This is a genomic window from Jeotgalibacillus proteolyticus, from assembly GCF_002926065.1.
GTDB classification, from domain to species: domain Bacteria; phylum Bacillota; class Bacilli; order Bacillales; family Jeotgalibacillaceae; genus Jeotgalibacillus; species Jeotgalibacillus proteolyticus.
Map to the genome: position 1 here is coordinate 288174 of NZ_PREZ01000002.1, position 22577 is coordinate 310750.

The following is a 22577-nucleotide window of genomic DNA, read 5'->3' on the forward strand; positions in this document are numbered from 1 at the left end:
CCTATAACCTCTTTAATCCAAATTCCTCTAAAATAGTATTTTGACGGCCAAACATAACTTCTTCATCCGATTCTTTCATATGATCGTATCCGAGTAAATGTAAAAATCCATGCAGTGCTAAAAATCCGAGCTCTCTTGAAAAGGAATGATTGTATTCTTTAGCCTGCTCTTTTGCCACCTGAACAGAGATAATAATATCTCCGAGCGCTCTTGGCATGTCTTCGCCTCCGAGCACCTTCATTTCTCCTTCTCCCTCATCCTCCAATGCAAAGGAAATGACATCAGTCGGCTGATCCTTCTTCCTATATTCCCGGTTTATTTCCTGAATACGTTCATTTGATACAAAGGTGATTGAGCACTCGCTGTTTTGCACCCCTTCCTCCTGTGCTGCAAAAACAAGCAGGCGTTCAATTAAGTCTGTATCTTCGTCGCCCAATAATTCTGTTTCATCAGAAAAATCAATTTGCAGAGTCATGCTTCCTTCTTCCTTTCCGTTGTTTTTGTGAACTCCGGGTACTCTATTCTTGAATGAAATATCCCATTTAGTGTTTCACAAAAAGCATTTTTAATAATTTCCAGTTCTTTTAACGTAATATCGCACTCATTAAACTGGCCATCCTTCAAACGGTCCTGGACGATGGATTGAACAAGATCCTTTATTTTTTCAGGGGTCGGATCCTTCATAGAACGGACTGCAGCTTCAACACTGTCAGCTACTGAAATGACAGCAGCTTCTCTCGTCTGGGGTTTAGGACCGGGATAACGGTAGTCCTCCTCACGTATATCCATCCCTTTTTCTTTTGCCTTATAGTAAAAAAACTTTAAAAGCGTTGTCCCGTGATGCTGCTCAGCGATATCAACAAACTCCTTAGGCAGCTTGGCTTTTTTCAGCATCTCAGCACCATCCAGTGCATGAGCGATGATGATATCTCTCGACGCTTCCGGATTAAGGCGGTCATGCGGATTTTGCTGATTTAGTTGATTTTCAATAAAGAAATGCGGACGTTTTATTTTGCCAATATCATGATAATAGCAGCCTACACGAGCGAGTAAACCATTAGCTCCGATTGCCTCACAGGCCGATTCAGCAAGATTTGCCACCATCACACTATGATGGTAAGTGCCGGGAGCTTCTGTCAGAATACGTTTTAATAAAGGATGATTCGGATTGGAAAGCTCCACCAGCTTCATTGTGGATAAAATTCCAAAGCCCGCTTCAAATAACGGGAGAAGTCCAGTCGTGAGAACTGATGCAAGCACCCCTGAAGTAACAGCAAAAAGAAGATAAACAGTCCAGTCTGTCAGGCTGTATTGAGCATTTTCAATTAAACCAATTGACGTTACCACCAGAATGTTTGCCAAGGCAACAAATAATCCTGCCCGCAAAAGATAGGTGCGCTGTTTTGTGTACGACAGAAACAGCACTCCCGCTAATCCGCTGAATAAAAAGTAAATGGCGATTTCTACATTTATTGAACCTGTGATGCTGTCGTTAAAAACGATGCTTCCGGAGGCAGCCAGCAAAATCGTCACTACTAATGCAAGCCTCGTGTTAATCATGCTTCTAATCATCATTGCAGCCATAGCAGCCGGAAATAAATATTGAACATGAGGGATATCAAGCTCCCTTACAAGCTCTGTTACTTTCATTAAACCGAGCGATACCAGAAAAATCATGCTGACAAGAGTAAGGTAATTTTGCTTTTTCTCCTCTTCAATTGTCCAGGAAGAAAACTGAAAATATAATACGAGCATAATTAAAATTGAAAATAAGACAAGCCCTGCAAATGGTGCGATCGTTTCATCATTAGTTGTTAGTCCAAGTGCTTCAAGCTGCCGGTAGATATCCCGGTCAATTAAATACCCTTCCTGAACGATTACCTGTCCTTCAAGGATTTGAACAGGATCCAATGCTTCCCTTGCCTGCTCTCTTCTTGCTTCTGTCTGCTCCTCATCGAAAATGTTATTTTCAACAATGGCAAACCTGCCGAGCTCAATGGAAGCCTTCTTCAAATCCTCATGTATGGCAACGCTTGACAGTCTTTCTTCTAAACGGTCTTTAATAGCAGGAATATCAGTCTGATTGATAGGATTTGCCATTGACGCTTCTATCTGGTTTACTAATATCCCTTTTGTTCGTTCAAGCTCATTGTCGCTTGCGATTAGAAGCATTTCAAAAATTGAATCATCAATCTCAGCGGTTACATCCTCTGAAACGTCCTCCGATAAAGCATCTCTTAAATTCTTAAGCATATTATCTGTAACTGCCGTCTCCTGCTCCCCAGATTCAGTAGTGTCTTTGTTAAAATCAGCAGCAAAGTCAAAAATCGAAGACACGAGGGAAGTCCGGTTATCAACTATTTCAGGGCGGTAAACATACACTTCGTTCACCTCTGAAGCAGCACGCTCCTGTTCGATATCCGTCCTTCTTGTATCAATAATTGTTTTTGGCGAACGGATAGTCTCGTCTGCCACTGAAAATAATTGAATATCATATTTTTCTATACGGACATGACTAAATAAAAGAAGAAACGTCATTAAAGCAACTAGCCCTAATATGACCCAGGTAAATAGCCGGTAGCTCACAAGCGTCCTTATTCGTCTAATCCAATACTCCATACTCCCCACTCCTCTTTACGAGAAAGATCCCAGCGATTTACCCTTTTATATGTATAATTTGTGCGTAACTTAATTATAGCAGAAAATAGCAGGATAAAAATGAAAAGTCTGTCCCACTTTGGAAGTTGGACAGACTTTTTCTCACTTATTCTCTGTTTGATCGTAGGCTCCAATAATACGTGCTACCAGAGGGTGCCGGACAACATCGGCCTGCTCCAGATAGTTAAAAGTAATGCCAGGGACATTTCTCAGAATGGACTGGGCTGCGACTAAACCTGATTCCATTCCTTTGGGCAGGTCAACCTGACTTTGATCTCCGGTAATCACCATTTTCGATCCAAAGCCAAGTCTGGTTAAAAACATCTTCATTTGAGCACGGGTTGTATTTTGTGCTTCATCCAAAATAACAAACGCATCGTCCAAAGTGCGTCCCCTCATATACGCTAGCGGAGCGATCTCGATGATTCCCCTTTCAATAAGCCGCTGGGTATGATCGGCTCCTAAAACGTCATTGAGAGCGTCATAAAGAGGTCTGAGATATGGGTCCACTTTTTCTTTTAAATCGCCTGGCAGGAATCCAAGGCTTTCACCTGCTTCAACAGCCGGACGTGTTAAGATGATGCGCTGAACCTTGTTTTTCTTTAAAGCATTTACTGCCATTACAACCGCTAGATACGTCTTTCCTGTTCCCGCAGGACCAATTCCAAAAACCAGATCGCTTTTTTGTATATTCTTTACATACTGCCTCTGACCCATTGTCTTAGCACGAATTGATTTACCTTTTACATTTTTTGTGATTTCTTCATCATATATTTCATCAAAATATTCAATCGTTCCACGAAGAGCCATTTGCGTGGCATAAATAACATCACGCTGGCTAATTTGAATACCTTTTCTTATTACACTTAATAATTGTTCAACCACCTGCTTCGCCTGAGCTGTTTTCTCTGGAGATCCTGAAATTCTTACCGTTTCCCCTCTGGAGATTATGGTAACTTCCAGTTCAGCTTCAATCGTTTTCAGATGTGTGTCAGAAGTGCCGAATAAGGATACAGCTTCATTCGGGTCTTCTAATGGCAGATCCAGTGTCGTTCTTTCATCAGTCATTCGCGTGTCTCCTCGCTAAAAGGTTGTACTTTCGCAATATCTTCAATAGCTTGAAGATAGATCGTTAACTTAACTTTACCATTCTCATTTTGTTCATGCAAAAATTTTTCCTGCTCAATTCTTCCCTTTCCGCCAATAATGGATAAAACCTCTTCTCGTGCAACTGATAATCCGATTTTTTTTGCTTCAGCCAGGTCCACTTTTGTTTGCGTCCGAACTGTTTCATACATGGAAATTACATGCTTCTGTACCGGCAGCTTAATTCCAAAGATTTTAAGCGGGGCAACAACTTCCTCTTCAGCGAACTGCACAAACGATTCTCTGGAAAAACTGAGCGGCGGCGTTTTTATATTCCCAACTTGAAAAACAAATTTTTTCTTCTCTTTCCCGGTAAGAGCTTCTCTTGTTAATTGCTCAGGAATGCTTACATTAACTTCATACCACGTTTCTGCCATGACTACACCTTTAGAGGGCACGGCATGCTTATCCTCTTCTCGGCCAACTAGCCCGGTTACAATTAACTGACCTTTTTTTACGACACTGTTTACATTTTCTACAGCTTGTCCGGACTCAATGTTCATGGATTGAATCGTTCCTTTTTTAGCTGCAACAATATGAGAAGGCGTCAGCTGCTCATTAATGGTTATTCCCTGCTTTTCCTTAAGGTGGACTACCAGTTTGGTGCCGCGCCATTCAAGCCCCATCCAGGACAGCTGCTCAATCTCATCGTAGAGCACCGGCGCAATTTGGTCTTCGGCCGGCAGTTTGCGCTTTAATGTCCCAAATAAAAACCCCTGGTCTCTTAGGGCTTCTCCAACCTCCTGCCGAGTTTCGGGTGTAGCGCCCTCCAGTTCGATTGCCCATAAAAACCTGGTACTCCCCATAACCAGAACAATAGCTACCAGAAGCCACACGATAAACGATTTAAAATTGAACAGGTTTTCAATCTCGTATATTAACCCCTGGCCTCTTTTAAGGTGAATTTTACAGCCGGTTTTAAATACAGCTTTTCTAAGCGTCTGAAGCGATTGATAGGAAAGATAAAACTGTACTTCATTGTCTCCGCTTGAAGTGATTCCATGGAGGGGAACTGACTGCTGATGAAGGCGTTGTAGTACAACAGGATAAGCCCTTCCTTTGACAGTCACTTGAACTGTACCTGGCAGCTTTTGCTTCATTTCTTTTCTCCACCTTGCTGTTGAATATATTCGACCTGAGCGATGTCACCCTTTATAACAAGTTCATCAGCTACCATTGACTGGATATGTAATAAATCTCCATTAATTTCGATCATGCCATCGTATACCCGAACGGAGATGCATTTCTTTTCAACCTTCACTAAGCCTTTATGATTTTCAATATGCAAAAGAAAGGAACCAATCCATGTCACTCTCGGTAAATCCAGCAGCAGATCATCTGGAAGCTGAAGAGTACTGCCGATCCATTGTTTTGTTCTTGTTAGCCAGCCTGACATAAATAAAGCCCCCCTCTCTTTTCATCTATATGAAAAGAAAGGGGGACTCATAACTATTTTAGCGAGTATGCCTGTGCGAACGCGGTTTTTTTGAACGTGGCGGCCCAAGTATTTCCGCCAGTACAATTCCATTCACAAGATCTTTTTCACTAAGTCCATTTTTAATTGGCAGTTCTTTAACTTCCTGATAAGGTTTTGTTTTCTTCTTACTTGCAGAAGAACCTCTATCAGTGCGGGAAAGATCGCTTTCTCTTGAGAAATCCGGACTCGGATCCTCCACTACTTCTACTTGCAGCTGGGGGGTTTTTGGTTTAGCACTTTCCATGTCACTTCGATGACGTTCATATTCAGCTGCTAATTCCTTTGCTCTTTTATCAAAAGCATCCCGTACATTCTTTATTCTGTCTCCTCTATTCGAAGAACCCCTGTCCGTTCCAGATCTTTCAGTTCTAGGTTGAGAAGACCGGGAGCTTGAAGATTGCGTCTTTGGCCGCTGCTTGGAAGTTTGAGCAGTTTTATGCTGCTGTTGCTGCCTGGGCTGCTGCTTTTGATTTGGCTGCTGTTGCTGCTCGCCCTTTTTCTTTTGGTTTCCTATCATGCTGATAATACCCGCAATTATCGCAAAAATAATGAGTTCCATGGAGGGATCCTCCCTTCAGGATCTGAATTGCCTGAGCTTGCTTTTTATTTTTCTTTTTTGTCGCCGGAGATTTTACCGATCGAATCACGCATCTCCGTGTCAGCGTCAATATTTTTAATATTCATGTAGTCCATAACACCAATGTTTCCTTCGCGCAGTGCTTCTGCCATAGCAAGCGGTACTTCTGCTTCTGCTTCCACAACCTTCGCACGCATTTCTTCTACGCGGGCTCTCATTTCCTGCTCTTGAGCTACGGCCATAGCACGGCGTTCTTCCGCTTTAGCCTGTGCAATGTTTTTATCTGCTTCCGCTTGCTCGGTTTGAAGCTCAGCTCCAATGTTTTTACCGATGTCAACGTCAGCGATATCGATCGAGAGAATTTCGAAAGCAGTTCCTGAATCAAGACCTTTCCCAAGAACTGTCTGAGAAATAAGATCAGGATTTTCCAAAACCTTTTTATGGTTATCACTTGAACCGATCGTACTTACAATCCCTTCACCTACACGGGCGACGATTGTATCTTCTCCTGCACCACCGACTAATCTTTCAATATTAGCACGAACAGTAATTCTTGCTTTTGCTTTCACTTCGATTCCATCCATCGCTACACCTGCAATAAAAGGTGTTTCAATAACTTTAGGGTTAACACTCATCTGTACAGCTTGTAGCACGTCACGACCTGCAAGGTCAATGGCAGCACAGCGTTCGAACGCAAGCTCAATGTTTGCACGCTGAGCAGCGATAAGTGCGTTTACTACCCTGTCAACGTTACCGCCGGCAAGATAATGACTCTCTAGCTGGTTTATCGTTACGTCCACACCCGCTTTTGATGCTTTAATCATTGGATTAATGACCCGGTTTGGAATAACCCTTCTCAGTCTCATCCCTACCAGTGTAAAGATACTAACTCTTACTCCTGCTGCCAGCGCTGAAATCCAAAGCATGACAGGTACAAATGTAAACAGTATGCTTAAACCGATTACAATTGCTACGATGACAATAATTAACGTAATTGCCTCTGTGCCCATTTAATTAACCACTCCTTCTTCTTAATCTATTTCCCGGACAACGATCCGGGAGCCTTCCACTTTCACTACCTTGACCTGTTTATTTTTGTCAATGTAGCCGCCTTCAGTAACCGCATCAATTCGCTCGTCACCAATTACAATGGTACCAGAAGGACGCAGTGGAGTTCTAGTAATACCTGTAATTCCGATTAATTCTACACGATTTACATTTGAAACGTATCCACTTTCAGTACTTGTTGAATCGCTAAGAATTATTTTTTTAAGCAAATGAAGATTTTTCCCCAAAAACTTCACCATAATCACCATCCCGATTACTGCGACGAGTAAAGCGATTGCAAGTGCAATGCCCATATAAACAATGCTGTTACCCGCCAGCAAGATACTTGCAATAATAGCTACCAAACCGAGCGCTCCGAGGATACCGCCGGGAACAAAAAACTCTGCGATAATTAATCCTATCCCGATAATGAAGAGAATTAAGACCTCAAACCCTGCAAGTCCCGCCACTAAGTGGCCAAAGAAAAACAGCATCATGGCAGTCAGTCCCATCATACCTGCTACACCAAAGCCAGGAGAATATAGTTCAACAATTAACCCTAAGCTTGCAACTGAAAGCAGTATTGGCACAACAATAGGATTTGTGATGAAGCGGGCCAGGTTTTCAAGGAAGCTAGGCTCTAAATTGCGGATTTCAGCATTTTCATAGCCAAGTTCGCTTAGTAGAGCATCAAGGTTTTCCTCAGTTCCTTCAGAATATCCTACTTGCCTTGCCTCACTGGAGGACAGTGTCAAAAATCCATTACTTACAATTCCATACTCCTCCGGTATTTCAACAGTATCGTCTGCCATTGCCCTTGCAAAAATAGGGTTGCGATCTGAGGATTCCGCTGCAGAGCTCATGGCAGAATTCCAATAGCTTATCGTCTTTTTGTCCGCTGCATTTCCTGCCGAATCAATCACAGCGGCTGCCCCCATAGAAGCGGATGGCGTCATGTAAATCTCATCAGCATAGAGTGAGATATAAGCCCCTGCAGATAATGCGTTTGGATTAACAAAAGCAATTTTTTTAATTTCGGAATTAGTAAATATCTGACCTATATCCCTTGCAGCATCTATTGCTCCACCTGGTGTATTTATGTTAAAAATAATGGCTTCTGCTCCAGCTTCTTCGGCTTCATTAATAGCGCGTTCGAGAAAGGAGGCAAGCCCTCTTTCAACCTCTTTCTCAAGCGGAACGACATATACTACTTTATCTGCTGCTTTCACAGGCTGAATCGTTAACGCCAGAGAAAAAAAGAATGTCAGAACTAAAAAAATGGCAGTCCCTTTACGAATCACAATAATCCCCCCCTTTCTGATTATTAATTCCGTTACTTTATTTACGCACAAAAAGCGAAAAGGTTTCAAGAAATAATACTTTTCAAAAAAAAAAACAACTGACCCCTATACATTGTGCACGTTCCTTCGGAAAATAAACAGACCGTGATGAAAATCATCACGGCCTGTTTATCTCGACTGAATACAAAATGTATTGTGGTCAGCTTTTTATGATAAGTGCTGCAGGACGAGAGTATTCACTCTGCCTCCATCAGCCTTGCCTTTAACCTTTGGCATGATAGCACTCATGACCTTGCCCATATCCGCTTTAGAGGAGGCGTTTGTCTCACTGATTGTTTCAATAACAATGGACTCAAGCTCTTCTTCTGTCAGCTGGCGGGGCATATAGGTTTCAATTAGCGCAATTTCAAATTCAAGCTTATCAGCCAGGTCATCGCGACCAGCAGCTTTAAACTCCCGATAGGAGTCTTTCCGTTGCTTTAATTCGCGCGAAAGAACAGTGATCGCTTCGTCATCAGTCAATTCCTGCCTGCCGAGCTTATATCCCTCGTTTTGCAGAGATGCTTTAACCATGCGAATAACAGAAAGATTTTCTCTTTCCTTATTTTTCATCGCTGCTTTCATGTCCTGGTTAAGACGCTCAAGAAGACTCACTACAAGCACCCTCTATTCTAAATTAGAACTTACGCTTTCTTGCTGCTTCAGACTTTTTCTTACGCTTCACGCTTGGCTTCTCATAGAATTCACGTTTTCTGAACTCTTGTAAAGTACCAGCCTTTGATGTAGTCTTTTTGAAGCGGCGAAGAGCATCTTCAAGCGATTCGTTTTTACGAACAACCGTTTTTGACATCTCTCTTTCCCTCCCTCCGAACACACTACACTTACAAGTTCAAGCAAAGAGAATAACGAAAGGTCATCCTTCATTGCATGCAGTAAGATAGGGATACTTACTGGCATTCATGGGAAGCATCCCATGTACTTAATTAGTATAATATATGGCTCCGTTGCGGTCAACCATTATTAGGCCAATTAATAAACTTAATGCCATATCCTTCTTCAATTGAAAAATGCACAAGAAAAGACCTCCTTCTGATCAAAAAAGGAGGCTTTCTTCTACCTATAAAAATCTTAATAATCGCTGTCAGCTACAAGGCCCTGAAGAATTTTAACCCCTGAGCTTGCCCCTATTCTTGTTGCTCCTGCTTCAATCATAGCAGTAGCGTCCTCAGTGGAACGAACACCTCCTGAAGCTTTTACACCAATATCAGGGCCCACAGTTTCCCTCATCAATTTAATGTCATCCACTGTTGCTCCGCCTGTAGAAAAGCCGGTAGACGTCTTTACATAGTCTGCTCCAGCAGCTGCTGCTAATTCGCAGGCGCGGATCTTTTCATCGTCAGTCAGAAGAGCAGTTTCGATAATGACCTTTGTCAAAGCCTTTCCCTTAGCAGCTGCTACTACAGCTTGAATGTCCTGCTGAACATCCTCAAATTGACCGCTTTTAAGCGCGCCAACATTAATAACCATATCAACTTCTGTTGCACCATCCTCAATTGCCTGTTTAGTTTCAAAGGCTTTTGTCTGGGTGGCAGAAGCACCTAAAGGAAAACCGATAACCGTACAAACCTTTACATCTGTTTCATGGAGAAGTTCGCTTGAAAGCTTGACCCATGCAGGGTTTACGCATACTGACATAAATCCATTTTGGCTTGCTTCCTCACACAGCTCAACAATCTGTTCTTTCGTCGCTTCCGGTTTTAACAATGTATGATCGATCATTTTTGCTATATCTGTAGTCATAATCATTCTCCTTTTAATTAGATGTCCGTACCTATATTACCATTTAAACTGTGAATAGGCTATTTAAAAGATAACGTTTCCAGTGAAAAGCACCGGACCGAAAACGGCCGGTGCTTGTACATTAATGTGTGATTAGAGGTGCATCTTCCAGAACACGGACAAATTCCCCTTTGTTAAACGGATAACCCGCTTCAGTAATTTTCACCTTCACAAGCTTCCCGACCATTTCTTCATCAGCAGGAAAAACAACTTTCAGGTAGTTATCAGTATAGCCAACGTATAAACGCCCAGTTGGATCATCCTTATATTTTTCTTCAGGAATAACTTCTAAAACCTCATGTTCAAAATTAGAAGAATATTCTTTAGCAAGCTGATCAGATAGAGCAATCAATCGGTGAACACGGTCGTTTTTAACTTCTTCATCGATTTGATCCTCCATCCTCGCTGCAGGTGTACCTGTACGCTTGGAATAAGGGAATACATGAAGCTCTGAGAATTTCTGCTCTTTAATAAAATTAAAGGTTTCCATAAACTCTTCTTCTGTTTCACCCGGGAAGCCTACAATTACATCTGATGTGACTGCCAGGCCAGGCAGTGCAGCCTTCAGTTTTTCCAGACGGCTTGCGAAAAACTCCATTGTATACTTCCGTCTCATTCGTTTTAAAACCGTGTTGGAGCCTGACTGAAGAGGGATATGGAGATGACGCACCACCATAGATGAGCGGTCAATGACATCGATCACTTCATCTGTCAATTGGCTTGCCTCAATGGAAGAGATACGGATTCGTTTTAATCCCTTTACCTCACGTTCGAGATCAGTAAGAAGCATGGCAAGATTATAATCCTTCATATCTTCTCCGTAGCCTCCGGTATGAATGCCGGTAAGAACAATTTCTTTATAGCCTGCATCGACAAGCTGCTGTGCCTGTCTCACTACTTCTTTTGGATCACGCGAACGCATTAAGCCGCGTGCCCATGGAATAATACAGAAGGTACAAAAATTATTGCAGCCCTCCTGGATTTTTAAAGAAGCTCTTGTACGGTCAGTGAACGCAGGCACATCAAGCTCTTCATAAACCCTGTTTTTCATTATATTGGTTACGCCATTGATCGGTTGTCTTTCGGTTTTATATTGCTCTATATAATCAAGCATCTTCGTACGGTCCTGTGTTCCAACAACTACATCAACGCCCGGAATTGCCATAATTTCAGCTGGGGACGTTTGAGCATAGCAGCCGGTTACACAAATAACCGCATCGGGATTTTTTCTAATTGCCCGTCGGATTACCTGACGGCTTTTCTTATCGCCAGTATTTGTCACCGTACAGGTATTGATTACATAAACATCAGATGAATGCTCGTAATCGACCCGTTCATAGCCATTTGATTTAAACAGCTGCCAAATTGCTTCTGTTTCATAATGGTTTACTTTACAGCCAAGGGTATGAAATGCAACAGTAGCCATTTTTTTCACCTCATTAACTCAAATTGATACGAGATAGCAGCTAAAGCATATAGCGGAGCTGTCTCGCTTCTTAAAATTCTTGGTCCAAATCCGCAGCTGACTGCCCCAATTGCTTCTAATTCTACTACCTCTTTTGGAGATAATCCACCTTCTGGGCCGATAACGACCAGCAGCGATTGTCCCGGTGAGGTTTCGGAGAGAGCTTTAGCAAAAAATGATCGGTCATTATTTTTTGCCTGCTCCTCATAAGCCACAACGATTTTATCAAATGCTTTTGCTGCTCCAAGCAGTTCCTTAAAGGAATGAGGCGCCTTCACCTCAGGAAGATGATTGCGATGTGATTGCTCAGCTGCTTCTTTTGCTATTTTGTTCCAGCGCTCAATCTTTTTTTCTCCTTTTTTCCCATCCCACTTTACAATGGAACGTTCCGCTTTAAACGGCATAAAAGAATAAGCACCTAGCTCTGTTGATTTTTGAATGACAAGCTCAAGCTTGTCCCCTTTTGGAAGCCCGTGGGCAATTGTTACTTGAACCGGGAGCTCTGAAGATTGGTCAATCACACGATCAATCCTGCATATGATTCTTTCGGGATCAGCATGCTGAATAGAACATTCAGCACTCGTGCTATTCTTAAAAACAGCAATGATGCGGTCATTCTCCTGCATTCTCATGACTCTTGCAATGTGATGGGCATCATTCCCTGTAATAGTAAACTCGTTCTGCTCATTAGGCAGTTCTTCAATAAAGTAACGCTGCATCCTAGATTCCCGCCTGAGTGCCATCAGGTTTTTTTGCGATAATTGCAACCCAGTCTTCCATTGTTACCACTTCTTCAATTAAAAAACCGGCTTCAGTTAATTTATCTTTAATAAGCTGTTTTTTAGCCTGAATAATGCCTGATGTGATAAAGGTTCCGCCTGGTGCTGTCAGCTTAAACGCATCCTCGGTAAAAAGGACAATTACTTCAGCTAATATATTAGCAACAATCACATCTGCAGGTTCTGTCTGTTCATTTAACAGATTTCCTTCCTGCACACTCACCTGGTTTGAAACACCATTAAGATCTATATTGGCACGTGCAGCCGTTACAGCAACAGAGTCCAGATCAAGTGCACGAACATGCTTTGCTTTTAGTAAAGCAGAAGCAATGCTCAAAACACCTGATCCGGTTCCAACATCGATGACTATGTCCCCTTCTTTAACCACGCGTTCAAGAGCCTGGATACACATTACTGTTGTCGGGTGAGTTCCTGTTCCAAATGCCATCCCGGGATCAAGCTCTATTATTAATTCATCACTTGACACAGGCTCATAATCTTCCCAGGTTGGAACAATGGTAAACGTTGAAGAGATTTTCACAGGGTTATAATACTTTTTCCACGCAGTAGCCCATTCTTCTTCATTTACTTCACTTATTTCAACCTTGTTTTCACCAATGTCAATATCAAAAGCAACCAGATTGCTGATCGCTGTCTTTATTCCATCAACTGTTTCAGCCAGGAAGCTGTTAACGGAAAGATAAGCCTTCACAAGCACTCCGGTATCAGGATAGTCATCAGGGTCAAGCTGGTAGATTTCTCCGAATTGATCGATCCTTTCTTTCGTCAGTTCCTTCGGATCTTCGATGACAACTCCGCTGGCCCCAGCTTCATGCAAAATATTTGAGATCGGTTCTATTGCTTCGTTTGTTGTATGAATGCTAATTTCGGACCACTTCATTCTACCAGCTCCATTCCCAATTTACTCACCCTTGAAAGCGCGTTTTACTTTATCAAAAAATCCGTCATGCTGCTCATCCGGGACTTCTCCACTAATATCAGCAAACTCTCTTAATAGTTCTTTTTGTTTATCCGTCAGCTTCTTAGGTGTTATAACCTTAACGCGGATGTGCTGGTCTCCTGTACCATAGCCGTGAACATTTGCAACACCTTTTCCTTTTAATCTGAAGGCAGTTCCGGATTGAGTTCCGGCAGGCAGCTTCCACTTCACTTTCCCATGAATTGTAGGAACTTCAAGCTCATCACCAAGAGCAGCCTGAACAAATGTAATCGGCATATCTAAATAAATGTCATCGCCTTCACGCTCAAAAATATCATGAGCTCTCACTCTGAAGACAACATATAAATCGCCCGGAGGTCCGCCATTTATGCCTGGTTCTCCCTGACCGCCAACTCGCATTTGCTGTCCATCATCGACACCAGCTGGTATTTTAACATGGATTTTTTTACGTTTCTTCACTTTACCTGAACCGCTGCACGTCTTACATTTTTCTTTGACGAGCTTGCCTGTACCTTCACAGTAGTGACATACACGACGGTTTACGATTCTTCCAAATGGAGTCTGCTGTTCTACATTTAGTTGACCAGCACCTTTACAATGGTGGCATGTCTCAGGCTTAGTCCCAGGTTTTGCTCCGCTTCCATCACAGGTTTCACACGTTTCTTCACGCGGAATTTCAATATCTGTTTCTTTTCCAAAAACAGCCTCGTTAAAGGTAATGGTCATGGTGTACTGCAGATCATTCCCTTGTCTTGGTGCGTTTGGATCACGTTGTCTTCCTCCGCCGCCAAAAAACGAACTGAAAATATCTTCAAAGCCGCCAAAGCCTTCAAAGCCTGCTCCGCCACCGCCAAAGCCCTGATTAGGATCAGTATGACCAAATTGATCATAATGAGCACGTTTTTGATCATCGCTTAATGTTTCATAGGCGGTTTTAATTTCTTTAAATTTTTCACCGGCATCTTCGTCCTTGTTAATGTCCGGATGATATTTTTTTGACAGACGTCTGTACGCCTTTTTGATTTCCTCTTTTGAAGCACTTTCAGATAAACCAAGCACTTCATAAAAATCTCGCTTACTCATCAGCCACACTCCCGGTCCTTTTACATGAAGGTTATTTTATCATTACAACACTCTGGTGTACAATGACTTCTCATTAAGTGCAAATTTTTTGTAAATTTACATTGATCTATTTATTCTATGATTTCTTTTGTTTACGTACACCCGATCCTGATTTAAGCCTGTAATAGAGCCTTTACAAGAGAAAAAGCCAAAGCCATGCAAACCGTGGCCTTGACTTCTCCTATGCCTGTATTTAGAAATTATTTCTTGTCGTCATCTACTTCTTCAAACTCAGCATCTACAACGTCATCATCCTGAGAACCAGCTTCACTGCCTGCAGCCTGCTGTTCAGCTTCTGCTTTTTTAGAAGCTTCTTCATACATTTTTACTGTAAGTGCCTGAATAATCTCCTGAAGAGCATCCTTCTTCGTTCTGATTTCTTCAAGTTCATTTTTTTCGATCGCTTCTTTCAGCTCATCACGGGCTGCTTCAGCTTTTTTCTTTTCTTCTTCATCTACGCCTTCGCCAAGATCCTTCAGCGTTTTATCAGTTTGGAATACAAGCTGATCTGCTTCATTGCGAAGCTCTGCTTCTTCCTTACGTGTTTTATCAGCTTCAGCATTCTCTTCTGCTTCCTGAACCATGCGCTCGATCTCATCATCAGAAAGACCTGTAGAAGATTTAATTGTAATCTGCTGTTCTTTTCCAGTGCCAAGATCTTTTGCACTTACGTTTACGATACCATTTTTATCGATATCGAAGGTCACCTCGATTTGAGGAACTCCGCGTGGTGCAGGCGGAATATCGCCAAGCTGGAAGCGGCCAAGTGTTTTATTGTCTGCTGCCATTGGGCGTTCACCTTGAAGCACGTGAATGTCAACTGCGTTTTGGTTGTCAGCAGCTGTAGAGAACGTTTGTGATTTAGATGTTGGAATTGTTGTGTTGCGCTCAATTAATTTCGTTGATACGCCGCCCATTGTTTCAATTCCAAGTGAAAGCGGTGTTACATCCAAAAGCACAACATCTTTTACATCGCCTGTCAGAACTCCACCTTGAATCGCAGCTCCCATCGCTACGACTTCATCAGGGTTAACTCCTTGTGACGGCTCTTTGCCGGTTTCTTTGCGAATTGCTGCCTGTACCGCAGGAATACGGGTTGAACCCCCAACAAGAATAACTTTGTCGATTTCAGAAGCGGAAAGACCTGCATCTTTAATTGCTTGACGGGTTGGTCCCATTGTCCGCTCTACAAGGCTTGAAGAAAGCTCATCGAACTTCGCGCGTGAAAGCGTAAGCTCAAGGTGAAGCGGGCCTGCTTCTCCAGCTGTAATGAAAGGAAGAGAGATTTGAGTCGATGTAACACCTGACAAATCTTTTTTCGCTTTTTCAGCTGCATCCTTTAAGCGCTGAAGCGCCATTTTGTCTTTAGAAAGATCAATTCCGTTTTCTTTTTTGAACTCTGCTACAAGATGGTCAATGATCACCTGGTCAAAGTCATCTCCGCCTAGGCGGTTGTCACCGGCAGTTGAGCGAACTTCAAATACGCCGTCGCCAAGCTCAAGAAGAGATACATCAAATGTACCGCCGCCAAGGTCATATACAAGAATTGTTTGATCCTGATCCATTTTATCAAGACCATATGCAAGAGCTGCTGCTGTTGGCTCGTTGATAATACGTTCAACCTCAAGACCTGCAATTTTTCCTGCATCTTTTGTAGCCTGACGCTCAGCATCGTTGAAGTATGCGGGTACGGTAATTACTGCTTTAGTCACTTCCTCGCCAAGATAGCTTTCAGCATAAGATTTCATGTATTGAAGAATCATTGCTGAAATTTCCTGTGGAGAATATTCTTTGCCTTCTACTTCAACTTTATGGCTTGTGCCCATATGTCTTTTGATCGACATGATTGTGTTAGGATTTGTAATTGCCTGGCGCTTAGCCACTTCCCCTACCTGCTTCTCACCATTTTTAAATGCAACAACAGATGGAGATGTACGGTTGCCTTCCGGGTTTGCGATTACTTTAGGCTCTCCGCCTTCAAGCACAGATACGCAAGAGTTTGTTGTTCCTAAGTCAATTCCAATAATTTTACTCATTGTCCTATTACCTCCTAATCATTATGTAACGATTACTCGTTTACTTTTACCATTGATGGCCGGATAACCCGGTCCTTTAATCGATATCCCTTTTGGAACTCTTCGATAACCGTATTTGACTCTGTTCCTTCTTCAGAAACCTGCATGACAGCCTGATGTAGGTTAGGATCAAACGGCTGGCCGACTGATTCAATGACTTCAAGTCCTTCCCCTTTAAGGGCTTCTAACAGACTTGAATGCACCATCTGCATTCCTTTTAAAAGAGATTGGGTCTGTTCATCTGATGCTTCTATATTAAGCGCTCGCTCGAAATTATCAAGAGCGGGCAAAATATTCGATATCAGGCTTTGTGCCCGATATTTTTCTTTTGCTTCAGCTTCTTTTTGAATTCGACGGCGATAATTATCAAAGTCAGCACGCAAGCGTAAATAACGATTTTCCGCTTCTTCTGCTTTAGCCTCAAAATCAACCTCAGATTCACTTGTTTCTGCTGCTTCTGCTTCAGAAGCTTCCGTTACAGAATCCGCTGATGCTTCGTGAGTTTCTGTTGTTTTGTTCGTTTCTTCCGCTTTAAAGCCGGATGCTTCGTGCTCTGTTGTTTTATCTTTCTCTGACATTTGTTTCACCTCCTTGAAATACGATGCGCTGATGCCAACCAATCTATTCCCCCGTTATTATAATTTAAACATCAGGGTAAAAACCGGAAGTCAGTCTTGCCCCTCCCGGCTTTCAGTATGAAACCTTATGATTCCGGCGGCTTGTCATATAGGCTCGATAACGCTTTTGATAAGTCTGTACTAAGAATGGTCAGCAGGCTGATTACCCTTGAATACTCCATTCTGGTTGGTCCTAAGATGGCCAGTGAACCCTTTTGCCCTCCGGCAATCGGGAAGGTTGCTGTAATCAGGCTGCAATTCTCCATTGCTATTACTTCATTTTCTTTCCCGATCTTAACCTGGATTCCACTGCCATCACTTGGACGGATTAGCTTGTAGAGATTTTCTTCTCTTTCAATCATATCCATCAGAAGCCGCAGCTTTTCGATATCGCTGAACTCAGGCTGGTTTAGCATGTTCATTTTCCCGCCAAAGAAAAGCTTGTCATGAACCGGAATATTCATAATTTCAGCAAATGCCTTCAGCATTAAATCGTAGTTGGCAATATGCTTTTTTAAAATGATGGCAATTTCCTTATAAAGCCTGTCATGCATATCCATTAAAGATGTGCCGACTAGTCTCTCGTTTAAAATCCGCACCATTTTTTCAATGTCATCCGCTTTTATATCCTTCGGGAAAGAAAAACGCCTGCTTTCAACATGGCCTGTATCCGTCACAATGATCGCAATAGCTGTACCTTCTGAAATTGGGACAACCTGAATTTGTTTCACTCTATTCTCGTGATGATTCGGCCCTAATACAATCGACGTGTAATTGGTCAGCTCCGACAAAATTTTAGCAGAGCGCTGTACAATATTTTCCATTTCAAAAATTCTTTCAGCGAATATTGAATGGATTTGTGAAATATCCTGCTGTTTTAAAGCTTGCGGAGAAAGAAGATGATCTACATAAAAACGGTATCCCTTTTCAGAAGGGACCCTTCCTGAAGACGTATGGGTTTTTTCAATAAATCCCATTTCCTCCAGATCAGACATCTCATTTCTGACTGTGGCAGAACTGTATTGTATTTCATTTTTTTTAGAAAGACTTCTCGACCCCACAGGCTGAGCAGAACGAATAAAGTCGTCAATGATCACTTGCAGAATTAATAATTGTCGATCAGTTAACAATATTCATCACCCCTGTTAGCACTCTGTAACCTTGAGTGCTAAATCTAACACTAAATTTATCAAATCCAATTATATCTGTCAATTAGTTAGATTACCCCAAGAAATGATTGAAATACTTCGTTGCCCAAAAACCTTCCTTTGTGTGTCAGTCGGATATAATCACCATGAACTTGAAGCAGTCCCTTCGCTTTCATTTCCTCAACTGAACCTGAAAAAAGCTCAAGCAGGTTTTTATTATACCGTTTCTCAAAACGGCTTAATGACACCCCTTCAGTTTTTCTTAATCCAAGAAACATTTCCTCTTCCATCTTCTCATTTTCAGCCACTTCGTTTGCACTAAGGGTTGGATACTCTTTCCTTCCAATCGGCTCCATATATTTTCCAACAGGTCCTATATTGGAATACCGGACTCCATCCACATAGCCATGCGCGCCGGCACCAAACCCGAAATACTCCGAATTATCCCAATAAACGATATTGTGTTTACTTTCAAAGCCCGGTTTAGCAAAATTGCTGATTTCATACTGGCCGTACCCTGCTGATTTCATTTTGTCCATCAGCATCTCATACATTCGTGCTTCCGTTTCTTCTCCGGGCAGCGGCAGCTTTCCTTTTCGCAATAAATTGTAAAAAACTGTTTTAGGCTCAACAATTAACGAATAGCCTGAGTAATGAGGCAGATTAAGCTCAAGCGCCTTATCGATCGTATCTTCAAAGTCATCGAGTGTTTGAGTTGGCAATGAATAGATTAAATCAATTGAAATATTTGAAAAACCTGCCTCTCTCGCTTCCCTGATTGACCGGTAAACGTCTTCGGAACGATGATTTCTACCGATTCTTTTTAAAAGCTCATCCGTAAAGGACTGAACGCCAAAGCTTAGTCTGTTAACACCGTAGCGTAAGAGAACGTCAATTTTATCTTTTGATAAATCACCCGGGTTGGCTTCGAATGTATATTCAACTGAATCGCTAAACGGCAGTACGGCTTTGATCCCGGAGCAAAGCTGCTCGAGCTGAGCTGCGCTTAAAGCAGTTGGTGTCCCTCCGCCGACAAAAATGGTCGTAAACTTCTCCTGGGAGTCAGAGAGACGCAGCTTCATTTCATCTATCAGTTTTTCAATATAAAGGTCAACCGGCTGATTTTTCATAAATACCTTATTAAAATCACAGTAATGGCAGATGTGGTGACAAAAAGGAATATGAATATAAGCTGCTTTTACCATGCTTTCACCCTCTTTTCATGCAAAAAGGGGATGAGTATCGCTCCTATACAGAAGCACTCTCCCCAATTGCCTTTTTATAGAAGAATTATTCTTCATTTACTGTTTACTTTTCAGAATCATCCATCTGCAGAACAGCCATAAATGCTTCCTGCGGAACTTCTACTGATCCTACCATCTTCATGCGTTTTTTACCCGCTTTTTGCTTCTCAAGAAGTTTTCGTTTACGCGAAATATCTCCCCCGTAGCATTTAGCCAGGACGTTTTTTCGCATTGCTTTTATCGTGGAACGGGCCACAATTTTTTGTCCTACAGCTGCCTGGATTGGCACTTCGAACTGCTGTCTTGGAATTAAATCCTTTAATTTTTCAACGATTAGTTTTCCTCGCTCATAAGCAAAGTCCTTGTGAACAATAAAGCTTAACGCATCTACTTTTTCAGCATTCAAAAGAATATCCATTTTCACAAGCTTGGATTCTTTATAACCAATCAGCTCGTAATCAAACGAAGCATAGCCTTTTGTACTCGACTTTAACTGATCAAAGAAATCATAAACGATTTCAGCGAGCGGGATTTCATATACCACATTTACCCGGGTCTCATCCATGTACTGCATATCAATAAAACTTCCTCTTTTCGCCTGAGAAAGCTCCATAACCGCTCCAACATAATCATTCGGCACCATAATAGTCGCCTTAACATAAGGCTCCTCTACATGATTGACAGATTGAGCATCAGGCATCATCGAAGGATTATCCACCATCAGCTGCGTGCCGTCCTCTAAATGCACATCATAGATAACACTTGGAGCTGTTGTAATTAAATCGATATTAAATTCACGCTCAATCCGTTCCTGTATTATTTCCATGTGAAGAAGTCCAAGGAATCCGCAGCGGAAGCCAAAGCCAAGCGCCTGAGAGGTTTCCGGCTCAAACTGCAAAGCCGAGTCATTTAGTTCAAGCTTTTCCAATGCTTCACGCAAATCTACATAACGGGCTGTATCAATTGGATAAAGTCCGCAATATACCATAGGATTTAACTTTCTGTACCCAGGTAAAGGCACTTCGGTCGGGTTGACAGCACTCGTAATCGTATCACCGACACGTGTGTCGCCGACATTTTTAATCGCCGCGGTCAAATACCCTACATCTCCTACAGTCAATTCTTCCTGTGAAGTTGCCTTTGGAGTGAAAACTCCAATATCATTGACTTCAAATTCTTTACCGGTTGCCATCATCCGGATTTTATCTCCAGGTTTTACTCTTCCTTCAACAATTCGGATGTAGGCTACAACACCGCGGTATGGATCGTACAAAGAATCAAAAATCAGCGCTTTTAACGGTGCTTCAGGATCTCCGACAGGTGCCGGAACCTTTTCTACAATCTGCTCAAGAATATCTTCGATTCCAATACCTGCTTTTGCAGAAGCAAGGACAGCTTCAGAAGCATCAAGGCCGATAACATCCTCGACTTCCTGGCGCACCCGCTCAGGGTCTGCAGCCGGCAGGTCGATTTTATTTATAACCGGCAGGATTTCTAACTCATTATCAAGCGCCAGGTATACATTTGCCAGCGTCTGGGCTTCAATACCCTGGGCAGCATCTACAACTAAGATTGCCCCTTCACACGCCGCAAGGCTTCTAGAAACCTCATAGGTAAAATCGACGTGTCCCGGGGTATCAATTAAATGAAATGTGTATTCTTCACCGTTTTTAGCCTGATATTTCAGCTGAACGGCATTCAATTTAATCGTAATGCCTCTTTCCCGCTCAAGATCCATTGAGTCAAGAAGCTGGGCTTTCATTTCCCTTGACGTAAGGGCTTTTGTTTTTTCAAGAATTCGATCGGCTAATGTTGACTTCCCATGGTCAATATGGGCGATGATCGAAAAGTTTCGTATGTTTTTTTGTCTATTTTGTCGTTGCTCCTGGTTCATCCATGTCCACTCCTGTTTTTCAGACGCAATTCTGCTAGGATACAGTATAACAGGTTGGAGGCAACCTTTCAATGCAACTGTTGCAGTCTATTAAGGCTGACCGACAGCTTCAGCCTCTAAGATAATTCCAGCTAATACATCTGCAAACACGTCTGCTGAAAGCTGGATCTCTTCAAATGTATTATCTACTCCGCCAAGCTCCATTAAAAGCGCTTTTGAGGTAAGGTCCTGATTAAACTTGCCGTTTGTGCCTGCGCCTTCCTTCACATATACTCCCCTTGAAATTCCGGGAATGGCTTTATTGAGTTTTTCATGTACTGTTTTTGCAAGCGCAAGATTTTTATCACTTTGCTCATGCTCCCCGCCTACAACAAGGGCAATCTTTGCGTATACCTTGCCTTCATATTCGAGAGCTGTAACATCACGCCTGACAGAATCCCGGTGGACATCTACCAGATACGTTATTTCAGGGGTGGCGCTCATGGCTTCTTTAACAACCTCTCTTGACACATCATATGCAGCCCAGTATTCAAGCCCCTGCTCTTTGAGCTTACCCACAACATCAGTATCATTTACAACTGCGCCTACACCTCTTTTTTCAAGAGCTGTTTTTATATATGGTCCCATTTGCGTTACATTTACCTTCGAATGATGCGTTTTATTCGGATCAGACGTTTCAGGCAAATACGGAAGATAGGATTCCCTTGAATGAGTAAAATATAAAAGTACTTTGTTGGGCATCAGCACCGATGCAGCAGGACTTTCCTGCAATTCAGTGGATGGCTCCAGTGCATCCTCTTCAATGCCGCTAAAAAACCAGTCTGTAGGAGGAACAGATTCTGACGGCTCAGGGAAAATACCTGCTTCATTGGAATTTGCATAGGCCACCGAACGATCAAAAAAAACTCCCTCCATCATGAGCCAGTTGGACGGGTTGGAAGCCGTTTGCTTAACTCTTGAAAACCATTGTGTCACAACTGACGGCTCTGCACCTGAAATAGAAGCTGTCTCCATTTGCACAAAAGCTTTCGTCCAGCTCAAGGGGATTTCAGCCGGCCATGTGAGGGTGTGCTGCTTCGACCATGATAGAACATATGGCATACAGATCGCTGTGAGTGTTAACGACAGGAGCAATAAAGTAGTTCGGATAATGGAATAAACCGTTCTTGAAAGGACAGGTTCCAATAGGATCATTTTTGTTTTTTTCATCGTTCTCTCACCTCGCAT

21 protein-coding genes are annotated in these 22577 nt (G+C 42.4%); all 21 read right to left on the minus strand.

Features of this window, described 5'->3' with window-relative positions:
* Nucleotide 1 precedes the first annotated feature (1 nt).
* A complete protein-coding gene (gene ybeY, locus C4B60_RS05145; RefSeq protein WP_104056939.1) occupies nt 2-475 on the minus strand; it encodes an rRNA maturation RNase YbeY in 474 nt (157 codons plus the stop codon).
* On the minus strand, nt 472-2619 hold the full coding sequence (locus C4B60_RS05150; RefSeq protein ID WP_104056940.1) for an HD family phosphohydrolase: 2148 nt from the start codon (nt 2617-2619) through the stop codon (nt 472-474). The genes ybeY and C4B60_RS05150 overlap by 4 nt, the downstream gene beginning before the upstream one ends.
* A 141-nt stretch (nt 2620-2760) precedes the next feature.
* Nucleotides 2761-3726 (minus strand): PhoH family protein, encoded by a 966-nt coding sequence (locus C4B60_RS05155; protein ID WP_104056941.1) that lies wholly within the window; start codon nt 3724-3726, stop codon nt 2761-2763.
* On the minus strand, nt 3723-4904 hold the full coding sequence (locus C4B60_RS05160; protein ID WP_104056942.1) for a sporulation protein YqfD: 1182 nt from the start codon (nt 4902-4904) through the stop codon (nt 3723-3725). Before C4B60_RS05160 ends, C4B60_RS05155 begins: the two co-directional genes overlap by 4 nt.
* Complete coding sequence (yqfC, locus tag C4B60_RS05165) at nt 4901-5200, minus strand: sporulation protein YqfC (protein ID WP_104056943.1); 300 nt, start codon at nt 5198-5200, stop codon at nt 4901-4903. Before yqfC ends, C4B60_RS05160 begins: the two co-directional genes overlap by 4 nt.
* Nucleotides 5201-5258: 58 nt before the next feature.
* Complete coding sequence (locus tag C4B60_RS05170) at nt 5259-5840, minus strand: hypothetical protein (protein ID WP_104056944.1); 582 nt, start codon at nt 5838-5840, stop codon at nt 5259-5261.
* A gap of 44 nt (nt 5841-5884) precedes the next feature.
* Nucleotides 5885-6868, minus strand: a complete 984-nt coding sequence (gene floA, locus C4B60_RS05175; protein WP_104056945.1) for a flotillin-like protein FloA — start codon at nt 6866-6868, stop codon at nt 5885-5887.
* A 21-nt stretch (nt 6869-6889) separates the two neighbouring features.
* Entirely contained in the window at nt 6890-8209 is a 1320-nt protein-coding gene (locus C4B60_RS05180) for an NfeD family protein (RefSeq protein WP_209020069.1), read from the minus strand.
* A 204-nt stretch (nt 8210-8413) separates the two neighbouring features.
* On the minus strand, nt 8414-8860 hold the full coding sequence (locus C4B60_RS05185; protein ID WP_104056946.1) for a GatB/YqeY domain-containing protein: 447 nt from the start codon (nt 8858-8860) through the stop codon (nt 8414-8416).
* Nucleotides 8861-8882: 22 nt separating this feature from the next.
* Complete coding sequence (gene rpsU, locus C4B60_RS05190) at nt 8883-9056, minus strand: 30S ribosomal protein S21 (RefSeq protein WP_039809800.1); 174 nt, start codon at nt 9054-9056, stop codon at nt 8883-8885.
* 278 nt (nt 9057-9334) lie between these two features.
* Nucleotides 9335-10006, minus strand: a complete 672-nt coding sequence (deoC, locus tag C4B60_RS05195) for a deoxyribose-phosphate aldolase (RefSeq protein WP_104056947.1) — start codon at nt 10004-10006, stop codon at nt 9335-9337.
* A gap of 121 nt (nt 10007-10127) precedes the next feature.
* A complete protein-coding gene (gene mtaB, locus C4B60_RS05200; protein WP_104056948.1) occupies nt 10128-11471 on the minus strand; it encodes a tRNA (N(6)-L-threonylcarbamoyladenosine(37)-C(2))-methylthiotransferase MtaB in 1344 nt (447 codons plus the stop codon).
* Nucleotides 11472-11476: 5 nt separating this feature from the next.
* Nucleotides 11477-12229 carry a 16S rRNA (uracil(1498)-N(3))-methyltransferase gene (locus tag C4B60_RS05205; protein WP_104056949.1) on the minus strand — a complete coding sequence of 251 codons (753 nt, stop codon included), beginning with the start codon at nt 12227-12229 and terminating at the stop codon, nt 11477-11479.
* Nucleotide 12230: 1 nt separating this feature from the next.
* A complete protein-coding gene (prmA, locus tag C4B60_RS05210; protein ID WP_104056950.1) occupies nt 12231-13190 on the minus strand; it encodes a 50S ribosomal protein L11 methyltransferase in 960 nt (319 codons plus the stop codon).
* Between the two features lie 21 nt (nt 13191-13211).
* Complete coding sequence (dnaJ, locus tag C4B60_RS05215; protein WP_104056951.1) at nt 13212-14333, minus strand: molecular chaperone DnaJ; 1122 nt, start codon at nt 14331-14333, stop codon at nt 13212-13214.
* Between the two features lie 239 nt (nt 14334-14572).
* Nucleotides 14573-16408, minus strand: coding sequence for a molecular chaperone DnaK (gene dnaK, locus C4B60_RS05220; RefSeq protein WP_104056952.1), 1836 nt, complete (start codon nt 16406-16408; stop codon nt 14573-14575).
* Nucleotides 16409-16440: 32 nt separating this feature from the next.
* Nucleotides 16441-17025, minus strand: a complete 585-nt coding sequence (gene grpE, locus C4B60_RS05225) for a nucleotide exchange factor GrpE (RefSeq protein ID WP_104056953.1) — start codon at nt 17023-17025, stop codon at nt 16441-16443.
* A 125-nt stretch (nt 17026-17150) separates the two neighbouring features.
* Nucleotides 17151-18194 (minus strand): heat-inducible transcriptional repressor HrcA, encoded by a 1044-nt coding sequence (hrcA, locus tag C4B60_RS05230; protein ID WP_104056954.1) that lies wholly within the window; start codon nt 18192-18194, stop codon nt 17151-17153.
* Between the two features lie 86 nt (nt 18195-18280).
* On the minus strand, nt 18281-19417 hold the full coding sequence (gene hemW, locus C4B60_RS05235; protein WP_104056955.1) for a radical SAM family heme chaperone HemW: 1137 nt from the start codon (nt 19415-19417) through the stop codon (nt 18281-18283).
* 103 nt (nt 19418-19520) lie between these two features.
* On the minus strand, nt 19521-21350 hold the full coding sequence (gene lepA / locus C4B60_RS05240) for a translation elongation factor 4 (RefSeq protein WP_104056956.1): 1830 nt from the start codon (nt 21348-21350) through the stop codon (nt 19521-19523).
* Nucleotides 21351-21440: 90 nt separating this feature from the next.
* Nucleotides 21441-22559: a stage II sporulation protein P gene (spoIIP, locus tag C4B60_RS05245; RefSeq protein WP_167578581.1), complete on the minus strand. Its 1119-nt coding sequence runs from the start codon at nt 22557-22559 to the stop codon at nt 21441-21443.
* Between the last annotated feature and the right edge of the window lie 18 nt (nt 22560-22577).